This window comes from Lysinibacillus sp. S1, from assembly GCF_044986265.1.
Lineage (GTDB): Bacteria > Bacillota > Bacilli > Bacillales_A > Planococcaceae > Lysinibacillus > Lysinibacillus capsici.
In genome coordinates, this window is sequence record NZ_CP173154.1 from 3,256,582 (window position 1) to 3,278,861 (window position 22,280).

Consider the following 22,280-nt stretch of genomic DNA (forward strand, 5'->3'; position numbering starts at 1 on the left):
TTAGTAGTTAAAGACAGTAAAATTGATGGAGGTACATCATAAGGAGGAAAAAGTTTGAAACAAGAATTAAAAATTCCACAAGCCACTACAAAAAGACTTCCTCTTTACTATCGATTTATTCAAAACTTTGCACAAGAAGGTATGGAACGTATTTCGTCGAAGGAATTGAGTGAAGCGATGAAAATAGATTCTGCAACTATTCGCCGTGATTTTTCTTATTTTGGTGCACTTGGGAAAAAAGGTTATGGCTACGATGTGCAGCATCTATTACAATTTTTTAGCCAGACGCTTGATCAACATGAAACGACAAAAGTAGCGTTAATTGGTGTGGGGAATTTAGGCAGTGCATTATTAAAATATAATTTTCAAAAAAACCATAATACACATATTGTGGTAGCATTCGATTCAAAAGCACCGAAGGATGGCAAAATGATCAGTAACATTCCGGTTTTTCATCCAGATTTATTGGAAGAAAAATATGCAGAATACGGTGCAGAGCTTGCTATTTTAACCGTTTCACCACGCTCCGCTCAAAAAATGGCGGATCGCTTAGCAGCCATGAATGCAAAGGGAATTTTAAACTTTACGCCAGAGCGATTAACAGTACCTGATAGAATGCAGCTTTTAACAATCGATTTATCGGTAGAGTTGCAAGCGCTTATTTATTTAATACGTAATCAGGAAGAGTGAAAACCATACATATTTTTTAGTGTAATTCACCGTTTCTGTCAAATAGATAATTTAAATAAAATGAGGTCAAATCAGTGAGTGTGACGAAAAACTTTCACATATAATTAGTTAGCAAAATGGCGAAATATGCGTTAAAATGATGGATATAAAGAGGAGGTGGCTGTAATGGGTGGTATTGGTCCTATGAGCCTCATTATTATCGGAGTTGTCGCGTTACTAATTTTTGGTCCTAAAAAGTTACCAGAGCTTGGTAAGGCATTTGGTTCAACATTACGTGAATTCAAAAATGCTACTAAAGGTTTAGCCGACGAAGATGATGATGATAAGAAAAAGAAAGAACTAGATAAGTAAGTTAGGATGTTTGAGGAATGAATCCAAAAGATCTAACTGTCATTGAGCATATAGAAGAATTAAGAAAACGGCTGTTCATTGTTGCCGTTTTCTTTGTTCTAGCTATGGCCGGCGCCTTTTTTGTCGCAAAGCCACTTGTAAAATACCTTCAAATGACTGGAGCCAAATATAATATAGAGCTTCATGCATTTGATGTAGTCACACCACTTGCAATTTATATACAAGTTGTTTTTATAATTGCATTTATTCTTTCATCACCCGTGTTGATGTATCAATTATGGTCGTTTATTAGCCCTGGATTAAGGGAAGTAGAGCGTAAAGCAACTCTAAGCTATATTCCGTATTCATTTTTATTGTTTCTTGCAGGGTTATCTTTTTCGTACTTTTTACTATTCCCATATGTCATCAAATTCATGATGAATTTATCGAATGATTTGGAGATACAGCAAACCATTGGTATACATGAGTATTTTACATTCTTGTTTAAGCTTACAATACCGTTCGGTTTCCTTTTCCAGTTTCCAATTGTTGTTTTATTCTTTTCACGAATTGGCATATTAAGTCCGGAATTACTAATTCGTATTCGTAAATATTCGTACTTCGGTTTATTTGTATGTGCTGCGATTATTGCACCACCTGAGTTGGCTTCGCATTTAATGGTTTCAGTTCCGCTGTTTATTTTGTATGAAATTAGTATTATGATTTCACGAATAGGCTATAAGAAATATCTTAAATCCGAAGAGATTCGATTAAAAGAAGAACAGGAAGCGGAGCAAAAGCGCCAGATTGAAGAAGCACTTGAGCAGCAACGACGACAAATAGAAGAATTGAATCAACAGTAATAAATAAAGCTCGGTGCCCTAAATGGGACACCGAGCTTTTGTGTTATTTTTGCATCTTACAAGCGCTTTACAAAAATTTATTGCATTTTTTCGAGTTCTTGAAGAAACTTTTGCAATGGTTCCGCATAGAATTGTACAAGTGTCACAAATCCATTAAGCATGACGTGTGCAATAATAGACGTCCAAATGCGCTTTGTTTTGTGATATAAAAAGGCGAAAATTAAACCACAGATGGTATAAAGCAAGATATGTGAGAAGTCGAAGTGGATAATCGCAAAGAAAATGGCACTCACAATTGCTGCCACCCAGAAATTTGTTGTTTGGACAAGCGAGCCAAAGATCACTCTACGGAAGACGAATTCTTCTAAGATTGGCCCGAATACAACAATTGCTAATATGGCGATGGGAGCACCTTTAGCTATCGCGACAATATCTGCAGTATTTTGTGAGCCTCCTTCAATACCGAAAACAGCCATCTCAATAGCTGCACCAATCATTTGTCCAAAGAACACTAGGAAGAAGCCGATGATTCCCCACACAATTGTAAGAGGTATCGTTTCTTTTTTTCCTTGATAAATGTTCCAAAATGCTTTATCTCGAGATGTAAGGATTAAGCTTAAAATGAGCGCTACAGCAAAACTTAAGGCAATATACCAACCTTGAGTAATAGGAGCTGCTTGTTCAGAAGCTAAACCAGTTACCTTCATGATGAGCTTATGGAACGGTAAGAGCAACCATCTGCTAGAGATTTGCATCAAGATATAAATCAGCAAAACATACAGGGCTGTTTTTTTATGTTTCGTTACTTTTTGAGAATTAGTCACAGTCAAAATCCTTTCCATTCATATGCTTCCTTTCTATTGTAGAGGAATATGGAAAGAAAACAAAATTTTTCGAAGTTCTGACTTGCAAAAAAAAGAGTGATTGATTATCATAATAATTGTGTTAGCACTCATTGATATAGAGTGCTAATAAATATCAACAATTATTTAATTATTAGGAGGTTGTTTCACTTGTTAAGACCACTAGGAGATCGTATTGTAATTGAACTAATCGAGGTAGAAGAAAAATCTGCATTCGGTATTGTACTACCTGACTCTGCAAAAGAAAAACCACAAGAAGGTAAAGTAGTAGCAGTTGGGACAGGTCGTGTATTAGAGAACGGGCAACGTGTAGAGCTTGACGTTAAAGTTGACGACCGCATTATTTTCTCTAAATACGCTGGCACAGAAGTTAAATTTGAAGGTAATGAATACCTAATTTTACGCGAAAGCGATATTCTTGCAATTATTGAATAAGAACTTTAAAGGCACCTTACGTAAGGTGAATACTTATTGTTTGCATAACAAATGTGACAATAAGGTGAAATTGATATAAATATATTGAAGAAGCTTAACGAATATTCCATTTCAGGAGGGTAAATTCTCATGGCAAAAGATATTAAATTCTCAGAAGACGCTCGTTCATTAATGTTACAAGGTGTAGATAAATTAGCAAATGCAGTAAAAGTAACATTAGGACCAAAAGGACGTAATGTTGTTTTAGAAAAAAAATTCGGTTCACCACTTATTACAAATGATGGTGTGACAATCGCTAAAGAAATCGAACTAGAAAACCCATACGAAAACATGGGAGCAAAATTAGTAGCAGAAGTTGCTTCTAAGACAAACGAAATCGCTGGTGATGGTACAACTACAGCAACAGTATTAGCTCAAGCAATTATTCGTGAAGGCTTGAAAAACGTTACAGCTGGCGCAAATCCAGTAGGTATCCGTAAAGGTATCGATAAAGCAGTTGCTGCAGCACTTACTGAATTACACGCTATTTCTCGCCCAGTAAGCAATAAGGAAGAAATTGCACAAGTTGCTGCTATTTCTGCTGCTGATGATGAAGTTGGACAACTAATCGCTGAAGCAATGGAGCGCGTTGGTAACGATGGTGTTATTACAATTGAAGAATCAAAAGGCTTCACAACAGAGCTAGATGTAGTAGAGGGTATGCAGTTTGATCGTGGCTATGCGTCTCATTACATGGTAACTGATACAGATAAAATGGAAGCGGTTCTTGATAACCCATACATTTTAATTACTGATAAAAAAATTACAAACATTCAAGAAGTATTACCATTATTAGAGCAAGTGGTGCAACAAGGTCGTCCACTTTTAATGATTGCTGAAGATGTAGAAGGTGAAGCTCTTGCAACACTTGTTGTGAACAAACTTCGTGGTACATTTAATGCTGTAGCAGTAAAAGCACCAGGCTTCGGTGATCGACGTAAAGCAATGCTTGAAGATATTGCTATCCTGACAGGTGGACAAGTGATTACAGAAGAATTAGGCTTAGACCTAAAATCAGCTGATATTTCTGCACTTGGTCGTGCAGCAAAAGTTGTTGTAACAAAAGACAACACAACAATCGTTGAAGGTGTAGGCGGAGCAGACGCAATTGAATCACGCATTGGTCAAATTCGAGCACAACTTGCTGAAACTACTTCAGAGTTCGATAAAGAAAAATTACAAGAACGTCTTGCTAAATTAGCAGGTGGTGTAGCAGTTATCAAAGTTGGTGCTGCAACAGAAACAGAGCTGAAAGAGCGTAAACTTCGTATTGAGGATGCTTTAAACTCAACTCGTGCGGCTGTTGAAGAAGGTATCGTATCAGGTGGTGGTACAGCACTTCTTAACGTCTATGCAGCAGTGGAAAAAGCGGCTGAAGCAGTAGAAGGCGATGTAGCTACAGGTGTGAAAATCGTTCTACGTGCTTTAGAAGAACCAGTTCGTCAAATTGCTAATAATGCTGGTCTTGAAGGCTCAATTATCGTAGATCGTCTAAAACGTGAAGAAGTTGGCATTGGTTTCAATGCAGCAACTGGCGAATGGGTAAACATGATGGAAGCAGGCGTAGTAGACCCAGCAAAAGTAACTCGCTCAGCTTTACAAAACGCAGCATCAGTTGCAGCCCTATTCTTAACAACAGAAGCGGTTGTAGCAGATATCCCTGAAGCAGCACCGGCAATGCCAGATATGAGCGGCATGGGCGGTATGCCAGGAATGATGTAAGATTTAGTTAGTCTATAAGCACAATCTTTTAAGTAATATGACCACTTTCCATAGTTTTATGGAAAGTGGTTTTTTATTTTGATTTTTTATTAGAACAGAGTTTAAATAAAAATCCTTAAATTTTCTTCGCTATATAATATCCGGAATTTACAATGAGCTGTTTTAATTTCTATCGGAACAATAATTTTAGCGAATTAAAACCCGCCAGTAGTGGAATATTTATCTACTGAATGTATGCATAATCTATAATTAAAAATTTTCCTGTTGTTTTTCAATGGATTATCACTTACAATACAAAATGAAAATGATAATCGTTATCATTAACTAAAAGTTTAATAGATAGAGGTGAAATTTTGGATAGACAGGAAGCTAACAGAATAGGAATGGGCAATATTTATTATGTTATTATCTTGCTTTTAATAGTCTCTATTTTAATATCTGCCGTTTTTTCTGTATCAATAGGACAAGTCAGCATTCCTTTCAAGCAATCGATGGATATTTTGCTACATACTATATCCAATGGAAAACTTGGAACACTTGATAGTGTGGAAAGTGAATCCTATTTGAATATTATTCTACAGGTCAGAATGCCGCGTGTGGTTTTTGCCTTATTGATTGGTGTCGGTCTTGCATTGTGTGGGGCTGTCATGCAGGCAGTTGTCCAAAACCCGCTTGCTGATCCATACATACTTGGTATTTCTTCAGGAGCGTCATTAGGTGCAACCTTTGCTATTCTAGTTGGTTTTGGGAGTAGTGCATTGTTAGCACAATTTGGAGTAGCCTTTGGTGCATTTGCAGGGGCGATGATTACCTCTATGGCAGTGCTTATCTTATCCAGCATTGGAGGTAAAGCAACCTCAGTAAAATTGGTTTTATCAGGGGTTGTTATCGGTGCATTATGTAGTTCGTTTTCAAGCCTTATCATCTTTTTTGCCAATAATGCAGAGGGCATTAAAACTGTTACGTTCTGGTCTATGGGGAGTTTAGCATCTGCCAGCTGGGACAAAACACCAATTTTAACAATCGTGATTGTACTAGGAGCTGCATTATTCCTTTTCCAACATCGTGTGCTAAACACAATGCTACTTGGGGATGAATCAGCTATCACCTTAGGGATCAATTTAAGTGCTTATCGTAAATTATATATGATTCTTACCTCGCTTATTACAGGAACGATGGTCGCTTATGCAGGTATGATCGGTTTTGTTGGTTTAATTATTCCACATATCACAAGAGGTATTTTCGGGGCAGATCACAAACGATTAATGTTAGGAACATTGCTCTTAGGAGGCCTTTTCATGATTTGGGCTGATATTCTGTCTAGAACATTAATCCAAAATGTGGAATTACCTATTGGTATTATTACTTCTGTCATTGGGTCACCATTATTTATCTATATGATTGTAAAAAAAGGTTACAACTTCGGAGGGTAGAACAATGGAATTAGTAGCAAAGGAAATAGAAGTAAAAATCGGCAAAAAGGAAATCGTAAAAAACGTATCCATTCATGTGAATAAGCAACAATTTGTGGGCTTAATCGGACCAAACGGATGCGGAAAATCAACTTTACTGAAAAGCATTTATAAAAGCCTAGTACCTCAAAAAGGGATGGTCTTCTTAGATGATTTAGATGTTTTAAAAAGCGCCGAAAAAAAGATTTCTCAACACTTAGGTGTAGTTGGACAATTCAATGAAATGCACTTTGATTTAACGGTACAACAAATGGTGATGTTAGGTAGAACACCTCATAAAAAAATCCTAGAGTCAGATAACCAAAAGGATTTTGACATCGTAGAAGAGGCATTGACAAGAACGAATTTACAATCTTATAGAGAGCGCAGTTTTCTTTCACTATCTGGTGGTGAAAAGCAAAGGGTTATTTTAGCTAGAACGATTGCCCAGCAGCCTAAATTTATGATTTTGGATGAACCAACAAATCATTTAGATATTCGCTATCAAATTGAAATACTATCCTGTGTAAAAAGTTTAAATATCGGTGTTTTAGCAGCTCTTCATGATCTAGAAATGGCAGCACATTACTGTGATTATCTTTATGCAGTAAAAGATGGTGAAATCTATGCACATGGTACACCCCAAGAAGTTTTAACACCAGAAACAATAGAAGCTTTATATCATATCAAATGTCAAACGTTTACTAATCCAGTGACGAATGGATTAGGCTTTGCATATGGACTGTAGGAGGAAAAACATGAAGAAAAAATTATTATTAGGAATTGGTTTAGCGGCTTTATTAACATTAACAGCCTGCGGTAACACATCAAAAGATACATCTAAGGAAAAACAAACAAAAGAGCATTATCCACTGACAATTGAGAACTTTACAAAGGCTGAAGGTGGATCAACATGGGAAAAGAAAGATCAAGTATTTGATAAAGCACCAGAAAGAATTATGGCAAATACACGCCCAGCTGCAGAATTATTATTACATTTAGGATTAGGCGATAAAATCGTTGGTGTTGGTGCAAACTTTGGTGCAGTTGATAAAGCTGTTGAAGAAGAGTATGCTAAGCTAAATATTTTAAGTGATGAATATGTTGGGAAAGAGGTTACATTAGGTACTGATCCTGATTTAGTATTTGGTCGTGGTGGCTTATTTGATAATGCTGAATGGGGAGTAGGGACAGTAGATTCGCTTAATGAAATGGGTGTAAAAACATATGTTTTAGAGTCATCCGTAACAGGCGGCACATATGATTCTATTTATAAAGATATAAAGAATATTGGTGAAATTTTTAATGTTCAAGACAAAGCAGATAGCTTTATTAAAGAATTAAAAGGTCGACAACAAGATATTTCCTCAAAATTAGAAAGTATAAAAGAAGAAAAAACATTTGCCTATTTGCATACAAATGATCCAAAAGAGCTTTTTGTTTATCCAGCACACGATGAAACATTCTTTAATGATGCATTTAAAATGGTTAAATTAGATAATATTTTTAAAGATGAAACAGGCGATGTAAGTGTTGAAACATTAATTGCAGCAGATCCAGATGTATTAATTCTTCCTAACTGGGACGGTTCTGATTTGACAAAAGTACGTGAAGAAATTTATGCGAATCCTAAACTATCAAGCATGAAGGCTATTAAAAATAAACAAATGTATATTGTAGATTACAATTACATGTTTGGCTATGGCTATAACACAATTGATGGAATGGAAGCATTAGCAAAAGAAATGTATCCAGACTTATTTAAATAAAACAAAAAGTGCTGTCCTAGCGGGTCGAATAAATGACACGTTAGGGCAGCGTTTTCTTAATACGGAGGAATAATTATTGTTATGGCTGTAGAAGCTGCTCTTTATTTAATATTGTGGTTATTAACTTAGAATTTTCATTGTTCCAGCAGACGGATACAGGATGCTGCTGATCGAGATAGAGTAATTGGGTAAAAAGGTCTTTCCTTGTTTTTTTTATGTTGGTGGTATCAAGCAAATATGGCGATAGGATTGGCAATAAGCCTGTTTTAAAAAGGGCCTCTTTTAAAGTCCAAAACTCATAAAAAACATGTAAAGGCTGATGAGAGACCAATTGACGCTCTGTCTCGGAAAGCGCATAAATCATCATATCTTCACTAACTGGCTTTATTTCTTCAACATCAATGCCCACTCGTCCGATAGTGGTGACTGCTAACACTATCCAATCCCCAGAATGAGAGAGATTAAAATCTCCCTGCCAATGAGGGTGTCCTGCAATATAAGGGCGCCCAAATTCATTATGAGCTAGTTGTAACAGAACGTCATCTATATAGGGAAGGAGTGCCCATCTAATAAGAGTGCTACCTAGCAACGCTCTTTGCTGATCCTGCCAGTGCTTGTATTGCTGAACTTTTCTTTGCACCTCAAAAGGAAGTGCTTTAAGGAAAGCATCCCGTTCTGGTGGTGCTAACTGTACTCCTAGAGGAAGTGCAAATAACTGTATAGTTTGTTTTATCATCTTATATTGACTTGTTTTGGTTCAGGAAAGTAGCCTGTATCAATGCCATATTGAATCATTCTGTAAATAAAGGCTTTATTTGGTACCGCACATTCAATCTTGGTATGAGCTAAAAATTCTATCGTTTTTTTGCAATTGAAGATAAATGGGGAGTCACTTGCTCCATCACCTTCAAGCTGCGCAATAGCTAACGATAAATATTCCTGTACATCTTTTGAATGATCACCATTTAATAGCCAATCTGTATACTCTTGTGTTGACACAATTGTTAGGTCATAACCAATTTCCTTAAGCATATCGATTAATTCTAAATAAGTAAGCGATACAGGGTTACATAAATGGAAGACATGGCCGTTGGTTGCTGGCTGGCTTGCCAAAGAAACAAGTGCCTGACTAGCATAATTGATTGGTGTGAAGTCAACATGCCATTGTGCGGTAGGTGTTTTACCTAAATAAAGCATTGATTTAATCATACGGTAAAAGGCATTGTCATCGATATTACGTTGGAATTTACCTGTTTCAGAATGACAGCTTAAATTTCCTACACGATAAATGGAGACAGGGATTGCATCCTGTACAGCGTTTCGAACAAGGTTTTCTGCTTCTAGCTTACTTTGAGTATAAACATTATCAAGCTTAACATTGTAATTGAAGTTACCTTTTGCTTCATTTGGTCCCCATTGTATGGCGGCTAGCTCCTCTGGAATGCCAATTGTCGATACATAATGGAAATGCACACCTGGTTTCTGTTTGGCTATTTCAAGCAAGTAGCGAGTTCCATTCACATTGACATTATTAAAATGATCAGCTGCACCGAAGTGACGTACATCTGCACCACAATGAATGATAGCATTAATTTCTTTCATAATGATTTTTTCATCTTTATCAGATAAGTGTAGTCGTTGCTTCCCTAAGTCACCTTGGATAACAGTAATACGATCTTTCATCTGCTGAGCAATGGTATTGCCAAAATAAAATTGCATACTCTCTCTTAGTTTATCTTCAATCGTAGTTTGGGTGCTTGGTCGAATAAGGCAATATATGTGCGCAGTTGTTGTTGCTAATAGCTCATATAATACATGACTACCTAAATAACCTGTAGCACCTGTTAGTAATACCGATGTCATTGGCAAGGGCTTCACATTTTGGGAGACTTTTAGAGGACTAGGCTCCATTAAGTCCTTGAATACAATGCTTTTAGCTGGCTCGTCTTGATCTTCAATCGCTTCTGGTTGATAATGACGAATATAATGATCCAGTTCAGCAATCGTTTGATATTGGAAGAAATCCTGAATCTTTAAGAATGGTATATGTTTTTTCACTTGTACAAGAATCTCGAGCACTTTTAGCGAATGCCCTCCGATATGAAAGAAGTTATCGTGAATGCCAATTGGCTCAATACCGAGTACAAATTCCCATGCAGTAGCAAGCATACGCTGTGTATCATTTTCTGGGGCAATATATGTAGTACTGCGTGATAAAGTTAATTCCAATGAAGCTAAGTGTTTTCGATCAATTTTTCCTGTAGGGGATAATGGCATTTCTTGCAATTCAATAAATTGCTCTGGCACCATATAATCTGGTAAAAGATTTGCTAAGTAGTCCCTTAAAAGATTCTCCTCAAGCTGCATCCCACTTGCCACCGTATAGTAGGCAAATAAATGATTATTCCCATCAGCCATTTTCTTTGCAATGATCACAGCTTCCTGAATGCTCGTATGATTGCTCAATACTGTTTCGATTTCACCAAGTTCAATACGGAAGCCTCTTACTTTAATTTGAGAGTCTTTACGTCCAACAAATTCAATGACACCAGTTGGCAATAGTCGAACTAAATCACCTGTTCGATACATTTTTTGATCTGGCTTTAAGAGATGAGGTACAAATACTTCAGCTGTTTTTTCAGGCTGATGTAAATAACCTGCTGCTAAACCAGCACCAGCAATACATAATTCTCCGATTACATTAACGGGACATAGCTGATCGTCCGTGTTAATAACGTACATTTCATAATTGGCGATTGGTCTACCAATAGGGATACTCATGTCTGTTATCTGACTTTTCACCTTAAAATAGGAGGACAATACTGTACATTCAGTTGGTCCATACACATTAATAATTTCTGTAGAGAGTCCAAATTTGTCTTGCCATTTTTGAACAATGGCAGGCAATAGGGCTTCACCACCTACAGATAAATAATTTAATGTCGAAAGCTTTTTTCTATAGCTTACTGGTAAATGTGTAGCTAGCTGTGTAAAGAAGGCATTTGGAACAGTAGCGGTCGTTACTTGCTCACGGTCGATCATATCAGCAAATGCCTCAATGGACAAACGCTCTATACTTGTAAGCATATGAAGTCTTGCACCTGAAAATAAAGCAGTAAAGGTTTCTGTTATAGAAGGGTCAAAACTAAAAGAAATAAACTGGGAATAAACATCTTCTTTAGTTGAATGGTAGATTCGTTGATTATCTGTTATTAAATTAATGACAGCCTCATGCTTAAGCATGACGCCTTTTGGCTTACCTGTTGAACCAGATGTATAAATAATATAGGCTAAATCGGATGGAAGAATTTCACATTGGATATTTTCCTGTGAATATCCTTGCTCCATTTGGTTGATTGTGAACACTGTGCGTGTTTGGGAATCATTATGTATAAAATCATTCAGTAGAGCTGTATGTTCGTTTTTCGTTATGATAAATGGAGCACCTGTATCGTTTAATAGGTACTGACAACGTTCTTTTGGATAGCTCGGATCAATGGGAACATAAACTCCACCAGCTTTCAGGATACCTAACAAACTAATGACGGTTTCTTTACTGCGTTCCATAACTATCGCTACATAGTTTCCTTTTTGTAGACCGTTGGCAACTAACATATGAGCAACTTGGTTGGATTGTTCATTTAGCTGACGGTAGGTAAGTTTTCCACCTTCATAGGATAATGCGATTCGTTCCGCAAATTTTTGTGCTGCCTGATAAAATACGTCAGGTATTGTGGTGTTTTGATCGTAGTCAGCTATTGTACGGTTTAACGTTTGATATGCGAGTAAGTCTTCTCTGTTTAATAATTGTGTACTATTGGATTGAAGTGTTTGTTGGTCAAAAGAAAGCGTATTATTCTGTGATGGGTGTACATCAAATTCTTTTTTATTATTCAATTATGACAACTCCTATTTTAGAAAAGGGCCGACACCTATCAAGGAGCGATTATCGTCATTAGGTCCACAGTAGTGAATCGATCTGTGAGAAACTAACGGACATAACTCTCCTTAATAAGGGCAGCCCTTTCATTTTTTATTTCACTACAAAGGTATTAACAACATTCATTAATTCATCAGATAGCTCGGATAATACTTGAGCTTCTTCAGAAACTCGTTGTACTGTATTCAATTGAGAGGCAGAAGTTGCTGCTACTGCTCTTGTATTGTCCTTTGAATTGACTGAAAAATCTTCCATATCTTTTACAGCAGATGTTACTTCTTCCATACCAGCTGCCATTTCTTCAATTGTTGCAGAAAGCTCTTGAATTTGCCCTGTCACATGGTGAATGGAAGTTAATATCTGGCTAAATGATTTTTCTGAGTCATTGATCATGACAATACCATGATCTACTTCTTCTACAGCGTGAACCATGATATTTACAGATTCGTTTGTATCATGCTGGATATGAGAAATAAGTGTAGAAATTTCTCTTGCAGATGCCTCAGATTGCTCTGCAAGTTTACGTACCTCATCAGCAACCACTGCAAAGCCACTACCAGCCTCCCCAGCACGTGCAGCTTCGATTGCCGCATTCAATGCAAGTAAATTGGTTTGCGAAGCAATCCCTGTAATGATTCCTACGATTTCTTCTATTTTATTGGAATGATCGCCAAGTAATTTAACAGAAGCTGCAGATTGGTTAACAGCTTTGCTAATAGCATTCATTTGTGCAACAGATTTATTTGTCGATTCATTCCCTCTTTCAGCTTCCTCTGATGCTAAAATCGAGGATTCTGAAATTTGATTGGACGTCATGGCAATACGTTGAATACCAATATTCATTTCTTCAATGGTAATTGTACTTTCTTTTGCCTTTTGTACTTGAAGATCAGCGCCACTTGCAATCTCCTGCATGGAAGATGCTACATTATTATATGAATCGGAAGCTTCTTGCATATTTACAGATAAAACATTGGCTGTGTTTGAAACACGCTCAGAAACAATCGTTGTACTCTTAATAACATTTTTTAAGTTATCGATCATAGAATTAAAATTTTGTGTGAGCATTCCTACTTCGTCTGTTGAAGTAACTGGTAATGGTTCCAGCTCTAAATTACCTTCTGCGACTTTTTTAGATTGTAAGGAAAGTTGTTGAATTGGTGTTAATTTTTTTCTTAAAAGAGTGTAAACAGCAATGGATGAACCAATTAAGAAAATAACCGTTACTAATAACGTCCATAGGGCTTCAGACATCGCTTTTCCTGTTACCATTGATACGTCATAGTCAATGGCATAAGCAGCCAGCATATTCCCATTCTCATCCAAGATTGGTGTAAGGCCTGTTTTATAGCTACCATATTCATCGCTATAAATATCTGTTGCTGTTGCTTTTTTTGTATCAAAGACTTCTTTAATTCTTGCTAGGAAATCTGGAGATAAACCCATTGCAATCATATCTTGGTTATACTCTGCCCCTAGTTCAAGTATACTAGATGATAGAACAGGTGCATTAATATTTTCACCGTTAACTGTAATTAAAAATAGATTGGTAATGCTATCTGAATTATCATTGATTGCATCCATTTCACTAGTTAATCGTAGAGCATCAGGGTTACTATTTGTAGGATTCTCTAATATCGATTTTAGTGTAGTAATATCAATGGTTTTGGCTAGGATCATGCCTTTGTCAGAAAGAGATTGATTCATGTCTGTTAAATTACTATTTCTTACTATATAATAAGAAAGACCTAAAGTAACTAATCCAAATAATAATAAAATACTCACTACTATTGCAGTTAATTTCTTACTAATAGACATTTGCTGCTTCTTGMSKGTWTTCATGMTTTTCCTCCTAATATGATATAGCAAATATTTCAAGCTAAGGACTATAAATGGATAATTTAGTCAATGTACTACACATTGAAGATGTTGATGTTATTCGTAGAAGTCCAGATGCGTGTTAACTATTTATAAATGCAAAATAATCTATTTATCCCCTATCATTTAACTACTATACTGCCAAAAAAATTGATTCACAACCCAGAAAACTTACTATTTCAAGTCATGATTTCTATAAATAAACGATGATATATAGTTTTTTAGTCTATATATTTTTTAGGTTAGGTTAAATTTTTACAAAAAGCTATATATTTCCTAGTATAAAAAAGAAGTATGCTCAGATCTAACTTATTTTTAGTTGATTAAAAATTTGGCTGAAATACCAATTTCCAATTCCTTGTTAGGGCTTTTTACTTATTTTGTCATGACTTATATGTAAAGGAATTTGATGATTATTGTTATGGGAATAAAATGAAAAAAGGTTATTTCTTTATTCTTAAATAAAGAAATAACCTTTTCTATTGTTGCTAAGGCCGCGGATTACCAAATATGCCCGGTAAAATATTAGGGAGTCCTGGTATTAATGGTGGTGGGAAACCAGGATATTGCCCACCTGGACGTGGCGGATAAGGTTGCGGTGGATAAGGCTGTGGTGGATAAGGACGTGGCGGATAAGGTTGCGGTGGATAAGGCTGTGGTGGGTATGGACGCGGTGGATAAGGTTGAGGTGGATATGGTGGATATGGTGGTGGGTATGGCGGCGGATAGGAACTACCAGGAGGTGTTCCTGTACCTGCAGCAGTGATTTGACTAACATCCACAGTCACTATTTGACCATTATCTAACTGAATTTCAGCAGTTCTTCCTCCAGTTCCGAATGTCCGAATTAATGTACCTGAATAAGTACCAGTAGGGAGTGTTACCCATATTTTCATACCTGGGCGAAATTGACTGTTAAAATCATCAGGGGCTAATCTAGGATAAACCAATGAAACACACCTTTCTTCATTTTTTCTAACATATGCCTATTACGATTTTTGTCATAGGCTATAGGCTATGGATGCTTAAGTTCGAATTTGTTATAAAATAAAACGATTTTCATTATAATAAGGGAAAAAGCTAAAAGGATGTTTAGCACATGGCAATTATTAAGATAAAAAAAATAAACATACAAAATTTACGAAATGTACGACAGGGTGAAATTGTTCTCACAGTAAATTTTGAGACATTTCTACAAGCGAATGTTGTTGGCCTATATGGACAAAATGGCTCTGGAAAGACAACCATTGTAGATGCATTTAGTTTATTGAAGACACTTCTATCAGGATGGCTTGCTGAAGTGAAGTTGCCCTCTCAAAAGAAGCGACTTATATTGGCAGGAGAGCAAACAGCTAGCATGGATGTAGAATTTCTAGTTCAGAATCAATTCGGTACATTTTTTGTGAATTACTATGTGGAGCTACAGGAGGATCAACATCGACTATATACTACGTTGGAGCGCCTTACCTATCGAGAAAACACGAAAGGGAAGCGATCAAAGATTTTAGTGGCTGTGACGGAGAGGGATGTACAAATTCGTCAATCGAAACTGGATGATTTGAGTGAACAAGCACGAATTCAATTACTGGTTATTCAACAGTTAGCAAGAAAACAATATATATCATTTCTATTCCATAAAGATATAAAGACATTATTACAGGAACGGCTTTCTGAGCTAGAAATGCAGTTGCTACAAAATATTGCTGTTGATTTTAGTCGAGACTTACATGTTGTTAATACTCAAAATATTGCCCCACTATTTGAAGAACGGATGATGCCATTCAGTATTCATTTAGAGAAAACAAGAGGTCTTATTCCTTATGATTTAAATGGACCAGCTTTATTACCAGAGGATGCATTCTATGCATTATGTGAAGTTATTGAACAAAGTAATCAAGTGCTCTCAGCAATTATTCCTGGTCTGACGATTAAAATTAATATCATTACAAAGCAAATGATGGACAGTGGCGAGCAAGGAATTCGTTTTGAATTTTTGTCTCAGCGTGGGGAGCAGGAATTACCGCTACGAACAGAGTCAGAGGGAATTTTAAAGATCATTTCTATTCTTAGTGTATTAATTGCTGTATACAATAATCCGAATGCATGCGTGGTTATTGATGAATTAGATTCAGGTGTATTTGAATATTTGTTAGGTGAGTTGTTAACAGTGATAGATGAGGATGGAAAAGGGCAACTTATTTTTACTTCCCATAATCTACGTGTGTTAGAGGTGCTAGCTATTAAAAATTTATGGTTTACGACAACAAATGAACATCACCGTTATATGCAGCTAAAAGGTATCAAAGAAGTGAATAACGCTAGAGATGTCTATTTACGTGCTATCCAGCTTGGCGGGCAAGAGGAAGAGATATATAAGGAAACTAAAACATTTAAAATAAAGCGGGCTTTTCGTAAAGCAGGTGTTCAACATGACTAAAAAAGTACTTTTGATTATTGTGGAAGGGCAGACGGAGCAAATTATTTTAGAGGATTATTTAGATGCTCATTTTGCGAACTCCACAATACGTTTTGATGTACAACGAGAAGATATCTTAACAAAGTGGGATGCGCACAAACGAATACCGAATATTAAAAACAGTGTTGTACGAGTGATTCAAAGCTATCTTGAAAAATATAAATTTTTAGCCAATGATTTAACAGCGGTTGTTCATATTACAGATGCAGATGGATGCTTTATTGCACCAGAGTGCGTCAAGGTAGATGAGCGTATCGAGCAAAACTTATTTTATACAGAGGATGCTATTTTAGTGAAGTCGGATAAACGCAAAGAACAAATAGAACAACGCAATGATATGAAGGCTAAGAATGCTAGAATTTTGATTGCCAACGACCACTTTAGCATTAACCGTATGAAAGTACCTTATCAATTATTTTATTTTTCTACGAATTTAGAACATGTCTTATGGAATGAGCGCAATGAAATCCCAACAGAAAAAATACAAAAAGCAGATAAATTTATGGACAATCTGACATGCACGATTGAGGAATATTTAAGCACCTATCTCCCAGTTAGTTCAGAGTTGTCTTATAGGGAAAAAATAAAGAAAAGTTGGTCATTTTTAATGGAAGGCTGTCATTCATTGCATCGTGGCACGAATGTACCGCTATTGTTTGAAATGATTAAAACAGATATAAAGTAAAAACAGGTGACGAATGGAGTCACCTGTTTTTATCTAGAGTACGTTAGTGCATTTGCTCATAGCTTCGAATATGAGTTAATATAGCTGGATCTTTAATTTTTGTATCTTCACATAGTAATAAGAGCTTGGACATGATCTCAGCCGTCCGTGGATCATCATCCACCATCGGTAAGAAAATTCGTCCACGATGCTGAGATGGGACAGCAATAATTGGGATCATGGAACCGCCTATTTGATGCACCACACCACTTCCTAAATGTAAGGAGTAACTTGCTAGCTTACCTTCTATGAGGGCATGTTGCTTTTTCACTTCCACATTGTTTAGCTTCAATAATTTAGCCAATTCTTCTACGATGATACTGCGCATTTCAACAGTAGAATGACTTGCCTCAGGGTCTACACCACCAACATGAGCTACGCTGACAACAAGATCAATATCTCGCATAACCTCAGAGAATATCGCAGCTGGAATATCATCTAAAACGATATCTTTGCCTGTTAGTCGATCATAGAAGTAAACACCTTCGATTGCAGGTGCTTCAATTTCTGCTGGCGTAAACCAATCTGCCTGTGCATACAAGGATGCCACAATATTTTCCTTATAATATACTTTACGTGGTCCTGTTTCATAGCTGATTTGCCAGCCACGTGTTTTCAACAGGGCTACTGTTTGTGAAGGATTTACTTGATGCCCTGCATAGCGCAATGAATGTTTCTGTGCTTTTTCATCAGCATTGATGAGATATAACTCACGGAACACTTGCTTAAATGGCTGTTTAATGTTGTGCTCGAACATATAGGATTGCCACTGTCTCCATTGACCGCTCTCTAGAAGATGGTAAGGATGAGCAATCTTTATAGAGGACGTAGGAGCAAGGTTCACAATGTCAGCCGATAAAAGCTGTAAACCTTCTGATGTCAGCATTCCAACGTAATTATCGCTAATAAATAGTAGTTTTTGTAACAGCGGAGCTAGAATCGGATGAGCTAATAAATGAATGAGCTCCTCGACCGAAAATACTGTTTCTAATTCCATTGCTTGCTCAAGCGCTGGGCGTGCTCGTTTATATTGCTCTTGTAAGTCTTTTCGGRCTTCCTGCAAGGTTACAATATCAGCATGCTTTTTTAATGCAGCAGGAACGTTCTTTAGACGTTTACCATCCTTTTCAACAATAATAGCTACAGAGGCATCATCCTCTATTTGTAGATGGGCTGTAATTTGCTCGATTTGTTGTGCTTTAAATAAATGCTTCAGATCGTTAAAGGCAGATAACTCCATACGCCATGTGAAGCGAGTGGCTTCTCCATCCCCTGCATTGCGCGCTAAATTTTCTAGAGCGATACTTGCTGCTCGAGCCTCACTTGCGCGGCGTTGAGCACCAAATTGCTTACTTTCCTTCAAAAACTGTTGAATAAATTGATAGCGTGTCAGGGCGTCTTTGTCATCTGATTTTATGAAAGGGATAAGACCAAGTGCGCGCAGTTTATCTTTATTGCGTTTATCTTGAATTTCTTGCATTAACAGTTTTGGACTGAGCTTACCGATAGCTGTATCGGCATAAAGCTGTGCCCGACGATGGTTGGCTCCTTCTGATGCATACTTTGCAGCATCATAGACAATTTTGAAATTTTTAGCCCCAAGTGTTTGATAAGCGCTTTGGAACCAAGCTAAATCGAATGCACCATCACGGAAATCCTCAGCAGTGATGCTAGAGAAAAGGGCAATTTGATCTTTGGCATAGTCAGACAATGAATCTGTTGTGTGAGCAATAAAATACCAGGCTGATTCTTTTAGTCCATCCCAGCCAATCACTTCACTTACAAGGTCTATCCAATGCTGGTTATACATCATTGCTTCAATTAATCGTTCTTTAGAAATGTCTGTTTTCTGCCAAGCTTCTTTTAATTGCTGGGCTGTTTCTTCTTTTTTGGGGTAACAGTTAGTTAGCAATCGGGAGAATACATCCTTTTTCGTTTCTGCCTGCCAAATATATCCTCTCGCAAGCTTTTCTCCGTCAAGTGCCTGTAGAATCTGTAAGAAATAATCAATACCCTCAAAATAAGAAATGCTACTAGCAAGCTTTGTTACAGCAGTAGGCGTATCACCACGTTTTAGCTCTATGGCTAAAATACGATCAATCGCTTGTTCACGAATAGCAAAGAAATCTGTTAAATCTTCAAACGATTGTTGATAGCGTTCTTGTAACTTAGTTGGCTCATTAAATATTTCTGAAGCGAGCGTGTTGGTAAATATGGCTTCAAATAAGTGATCTTGCGTAAATAAACCAACTTTCATGGCGTCTAAATATTGGAACAAAGATAAATTGTAGACGTTTGGGCTATAGCTTGCATTTTTCATACGCTTTGTTAGCTCTTCATTAACAGCTAGCATTTTGACATATTCACCATAGGTTGAGTAATCAGACCAGCATCGATCAACGAATGACTCAACGACATCTAAATCGATAATAGTAGAAGTGGAACGATAGTAATAATAACCCTTCTCTCGAACATCAAGTTGCCACTGATCAGCAGGGATTTGTTTGAATAGCTGTAACATTATGCCTACTGCCTGTTCGAAGCGATTAAATTCGGGTGCATGCTTTTCGAGTAATGAAAGTGCTTCCTGATGTAGCGCTGTATCACCTGAGATTTTGTCGATGTCTTGGGATAGCACTGAGAAAATCTGTTGAATTGTATCGTCATATTTCAAGGAATTAAATTGCGCAACACGTACTTTTAAATCTTTGTATTGGAAGAACGGTTTAATTAGTGTATGAGCTGCTTCGGAAAGATCATGAGCAGCAGGGTATTCTGATAGATTATGGTAAAAATTAAAATAGGCTAAGTCCTCATTACTAAATAATGCTGTCTTCATCCATTGAACAATTTCTTCGGGGATAGGATAAGCATCAAGACTAGCATGTCGTTGATTATCCGATTTAGTTGCCATTACACTGTATCTTTGTCCTAATGTAGTGCTAATGGGTGTGTCATTCCATTGGTATGTTTCATATTCTAGTTCAGCATGTTGATCTAAAACCTGAATAAGCTGTTCAAGCTTAGATAATAACTTATCAACATCATATTGAAAGAATTTTTCAAAAGGTGTAGGTGCCTGTACATAAAGTGGAGCAAGCTGTTGCCAAGGCTCTACACCATTCATTTGAATGGCTCCATCAGAAATACAGCCGTATTGAATAGGGGGATGTGGCGTATACAAGCCAAAGCCATTACTTTCGTTATACTCAGGGACATCCCTTGTAATTAATTGCTCTAACAAAACTTGCTCGTTTTTAGTTACTTTTGGTAATAAGGAGCATAAAGCTGTAATTTGCTCGCTTGCTAAGTTGTGTCGCTTAGAGGCTTCTAATAGTAATTCAAGCCCTCCAAGTCTCTTTAACTGCTTACTATCTTTTAACAGCCTTTCAGCACTTTGTAACAGATTATTCTGTGCCTGAACTTTTAAGAGAGAAATAGCCTCTTTACGAAGTGCACCTGATTTATTAGCTAAAAGATCTTCAATTTTTGCTATTTCTTCTTCTGTTGGTGTTAGAGCATGTATTTTCTTTAACGCAAGAGAACGATTGATGGAACTGCGATCCCGTAATGAATTAAATAAAAATTCACGTTGACCTTCTGTGACAGGGTCAAGACAATAAATATTCAGTAGGCCGATTCTGCTAGATGGTGAGTAAGAATCTGCATGCTCAATAATCCGTTGGAATAATGCCTCGTCTTGTACATGTTGGGCTAAAATAATTTGTGTTGAAATTAAATCTTCTAATGACAAATGGACATGGACAAAGGATAGAGGTTTACCTGTAATGTTAAGTCCATCTTTCGTAATTTCATTTTTTGCCCACTCAAGCTGTTCGAATAAAAGGTATTCAATCCCTTGTAACTGTGTGTTTTCTTGCATGAAGGTTTGAAGGATTTGCGCCCATTCATTGTCTCTTGCATACTCACTATTAATATGGTGATTAGCATAAAGAAAATTGCCCCATGCAAAGGCAAACAACTCGATATCTTTTGTTGATAAGATTAAATCCTTTACAAATGGCGCTGTGAAGGAAATTTTCGATAAGTTTTTCAAAAAGGCAAGCGTTGTAAGTTGGATATGCTTGTCACGCTTTAAGAGTTTTGTTACAAGGTCATTTAACTTCGTATAGTCCTTTGTAGCAGTTGCCCATAATGCAACATAGATATCAATTGTACGTTCACTCGTTAACAGTTTTTCAACAAAGCTGTCTTCTTCGATTGCTTGGATGGCTAATGCAAGAACTTCCTCTGTTATTTTTTGATTTTCGAAACTATTATAGCCAAGTCCCATCCAAGTATCGACTGCTCGAATTACAGAGGAGAAGCGTGTTAGGCGATGTTCCTGAATAAGCTTCATCATGTTGAGTTGTGCATCAAGATTGCCATGGTCAATATTTTCTACTATTGCCTGTCGTAAACCTTCTTGTCGTGCAGCTGCTAATAAGAGTTTGCCAAGTGCATCATGCATCCGATGATTACTTGATTTAAAAATACCTCGAATGAATGGATGGCCGAAAAAGCTACTTTGATGTTCATCAAATAAAATACCCTCTACTGCTTCTTCAATTGACGGGTTTTCTAATGATAGTTCTTCAGCAAGCAACTGCTCAAAGACATTAAAACCCATTACTTTTGTATTTTCATTCTTTAAGACATAGGAGCTATAGTTTGGATAGGTTCCATGCTCATATTGACGATGATTCGTTAACAACTCCTGCAAAGTAATTTCCTCAAATGTCAGCATTTCTTCCATTAATTGTAAACATTGAAACAGATGGTCTTGCACTGGTTGAGAAGAACGAAAAGATCGACGTAAAACACCTCTTTGGAACATTGTAGCATCAAAGCGTAATGCTAGTTTCTTGATCTTAAGTGCACGTTCTTGTGAAGAAAACATGGTAAGCACTTCAAATAATGGTCCACTAAATAGTTCTTCAAGTGATGAATATTGCTGAGCAGCTATAAGCGTTTCAATGTCATAATCTCTATTGTCCATGTATTTTAACAATGCAGCTGCTAAAGGCTGTATTGCTATAGGTGCAGAATCAACTATACTTTGAAAATGTATTTTTTGTTCATGTGAAAGTGTCATATAAA

General features: G+C 36.8%; 16 protein-coding genes. 10 read left to right on the forward strand and 6 right to left on the reverse strand.

Annotated elements, in window-relative coordinates:
* Window positions 1-54: 54 nt before the first annotated feature.
* The 3 genes from ACHZEU_RS16235 (at window position 55) to tatC (ending at window position 1,883) form a co-directional block, all read left to right on the forward strand.
* Window positions 55-690 carry a redox-sensing transcriptional repressor Rex gene (locus tag ACHZEU_RS16235; protein WP_004224350.1) on the forward strand — a complete coding sequence of 212 codons (636 nt, stop codon included), beginning with the start codon at window positions 55-57 and terminating at the stop codon, window positions 688-690.
* Window positions 691-855: 165 nt separating this feature from the next.
* On the forward strand, window positions 856-1,041 hold the full coding sequence (locus ACHZEU_RS16240) for a twin-arginine translocase TatA/TatE family subunit (protein ID WP_008176991.1): 186 nt from the start codon (window positions 856-858) through the stop codon (window positions 1,039-1,041).
* 17 nt (window positions 1,042-1,058) lie between these two features.
* Window positions 1,059-1,883, forward strand: coding sequence for a twin-arginine translocase subunit TatC (tatC, locus tag ACHZEU_RS16245; RefSeq protein WP_404803563.1), 825 nt, complete (start codon window positions 1,059-1,061; stop codon window positions 1,881-1,883).
* A 77-nt stretch (window positions 1,884-1,960) separates the two neighbouring features.
* On the opposite strand, the gene ACHZEU_RS16250 is transcribed toward tatC, so the two are convergent.
* On the reverse strand, window positions 1,961-2,707 hold the full coding sequence (locus ACHZEU_RS16250; protein WP_319839681.1) for a type II CAAX endopeptidase family protein: 747 nt from the start codon (window positions 2,705-2,707) through the stop codon (window positions 1,961-1,963).
* A 189-nt stretch (window positions 2,708-2,896) separates the two neighbouring features.
* Between ACHZEU_RS16250 and groES the strand changes: the two genes are divergently transcribed.
* The 5 genes from groES to ACHZEU_RS16275 all read left to right on the forward strand — a co-directional run bounded on the left by groES (window position 2,897) and on the right by ACHZEU_RS16275 (window position 8,162).
* A complete protein-coding gene (groES, locus tag ACHZEU_RS16255) occupies window positions 2,897-3,181 on the forward strand; it encodes a co-chaperone GroES (protein ID WP_004224358.1) in 285 nt (94 codons plus the stop codon).
* Between the two features lie 129 nt (window positions 3,182-3,310).
* Complete coding sequence (gene groL / locus ACHZEU_RS16260; RefSeq protein WP_036075467.1) at window positions 3,311-4,942, forward strand: chaperonin GroEL; 1,632 nt, start codon at window positions 3,311-3,313, stop codon at window positions 4,940-4,942.
* 353 nt (window positions 4,943-5,295) lie between these two features.
* Window positions 5,296-6,375: an iron ABC transporter permease gene (locus ACHZEU_RS16265; RefSeq protein WP_009374126.1), complete on the forward strand. Its 1,080-nt coding sequence runs from the start codon at window positions 5,296-5,298 to the stop codon at window positions 6,373-6,375.
* A gap of 4 nt (window positions 6,376-6,379) precedes the next feature.
* Window positions 6,380-7,141, forward strand: a complete 762-nt coding sequence (locus tag ACHZEU_RS16270) for an ABC transporter ATP-binding protein (RefSeq protein ID WP_048394930.1) — start codon at window positions 6,380-6,382, stop codon at window positions 7,139-7,141.
* Window positions 7,142-7,151: 10 nt separating this feature from the next.
* Window positions 7,152-8,162, forward strand: coding sequence for an ABC transporter substrate-binding protein (locus tag ACHZEU_RS16275; protein ID WP_048394931.1), 1,011 nt, complete (start codon window positions 7,152-7,154; stop codon window positions 8,160-8,162).
* Between the two features lie 79 nt (window positions 8,163-8,241).
* Here ACHZEU_RS16275 and ACHZEU_RS16280 read toward each other — a convergent pair whose 3' ends face one another.
* From ACHZEU_RS16280 to ACHZEU_RS16295, 4 genes are all read right to left on the reverse strand, one after another.
* Complete coding sequence (locus ACHZEU_RS16280; RefSeq protein WP_048394933.1) at window positions 8,242-8,898, reverse strand: 4'-phosphopantetheinyl transferase superfamily protein; 657 nt, start codon at window positions 8,896-8,898, stop codon at window positions 8,242-8,244.
* On the reverse strand, window positions 8,895-12,059 hold the full coding sequence (locus tag ACHZEU_RS16285) for an amino acid adenylation domain-containing protein (protein WP_404803564.1): 3,165 nt from the start codon (window positions 12,057-12,059) through the stop codon (window positions 8,895-8,897). Before ACHZEU_RS16285 ends, ACHZEU_RS16280 begins: the two co-directional genes overlap by 4 nt.
* A 136-nt stretch (window positions 12,060-12,195) precedes the next feature.
* The gene (locus tag ACHZEU_RS16290) at window positions 12,196-13,944 is read right to left on the reverse strand and encodes a methyl-accepting chemotaxis protein (protein WP_404803565.1); all 1,749 of its coding nucleotides are present in this window, start codon (window positions 13,942-13,944) and stop codon (window positions 12,196-12,198) included.
* Between the two features lie 524 nt (window positions 13,945-14,468).
* Window positions 14,469-14,930 (reverse strand): hypothetical protein, encoded by a 462-nt coding sequence (locus tag ACHZEU_RS16295; RefSeq protein WP_009374122.1) that lies wholly within the window; start codon window positions 14,928-14,930, stop codon window positions 14,469-14,471.
* A gap of 149 nt (window positions 14,931-15,079) precedes the next feature.
* Here ACHZEU_RS16295 and ACHZEU_RS16300 point away from each other — a divergent pair, with 149 nt between their 5' ends.
* Both ACHZEU_RS16300 and ACHZEU_RS16305 read left to right on the forward strand, forming a co-directional pair.
* The gene (locus ACHZEU_RS16300) at window positions 15,080-16,417 is read left to right on the forward strand and encodes an AAA family ATPase (RefSeq protein WP_048394941.1); all 1,338 of its coding nucleotides are present in this window, start codon (window positions 15,080-15,082) and stop codon (window positions 16,415-16,417) included.
* Complete coding sequence (locus tag ACHZEU_RS16305) at window positions 16,410-17,141, forward strand: hypothetical protein (protein ID WP_048394942.1); 732 nt, start codon at window positions 16,410-16,412, stop codon at window positions 17,139-17,141. Before ACHZEU_RS16300 ends, ACHZEU_RS16305 begins: the two co-directional genes overlap by 8 nt.
* Window positions 17,142-17,184: 43 nt before the next feature.
* Here the strand turns inward: ACHZEU_RS16305 and ACHZEU_RS16310 are convergent, their stop codons facing one another.
* Window positions 17,185-22,275 carry a DUF4132 domain-containing protein gene (locus tag ACHZEU_RS16310; RefSeq protein ID WP_404803566.1) on the reverse strand — a complete coding sequence of 1,697 codons (5,091 nt, stop codon included), beginning with the start codon at window positions 22,273-22,275 and terminating at the stop codon, window positions 17,185-17,187.
* Window positions 22,276-22,280 lie beyond the last annotated feature (5 nt).

Bases quoted from the DNA above. Each gene is read 5' to 3' on its own strand.
- ACHZEU_RS16240 (WP_008176991.1), top strand. From the start codon at position 856: ATGGGTGGTATTGGTCCTATGAGCCTCATTATTATCGGAGTTGTCGCG.
- tatC (WP_404803563.1), top strand. From the start codon at position 1,059: ATGAATCCAAAAGATCTAACTGTCATTGAGCATATAGAAGAATTAAGA.
- groL (WP_036075467.1), top strand. From the start codon at position 3,311: ATGGCAAAAGATATTAAATTCTCAGAAGACGCTCGTTCATTAATGTTA.
- ACHZEU_RS16270 (WP_048394930.1), top strand. From the start codon at position 6,380: ATGGAATTAGTAGCAAAGGAAATAGAAGTAAAAATCGGCAAAAAGGAA.
- ACHZEU_RS16275 (WP_048394931.1), top strand. From the start codon at position 7,152: ATGAAGAAAAAATTATTATTAGGAATTGGTTTAGCGGCTTTATTAACA.
- ACHZEU_RS16280 (WP_048394933.1), bottom strand. From the start codon at position 8,898: ATGATAAAACAAACTATACAGTTATTTGCACTTCCTCTAGGAGTACAG.
- ACHZEU_RS16300 (WP_048394941.1), top strand. From the start codon at position 15,080: ATGGCAATTATTAAGATAAAAAAAATAAACATACAAAATTTACGAAAT.
- ACHZEU_RS16305 (WP_048394942.1), top strand. From the start codon at position 16,410: ATGACTAAAAAAGTACTTTTGATTATTGTGGAAGGGCAGACGGAGCAA.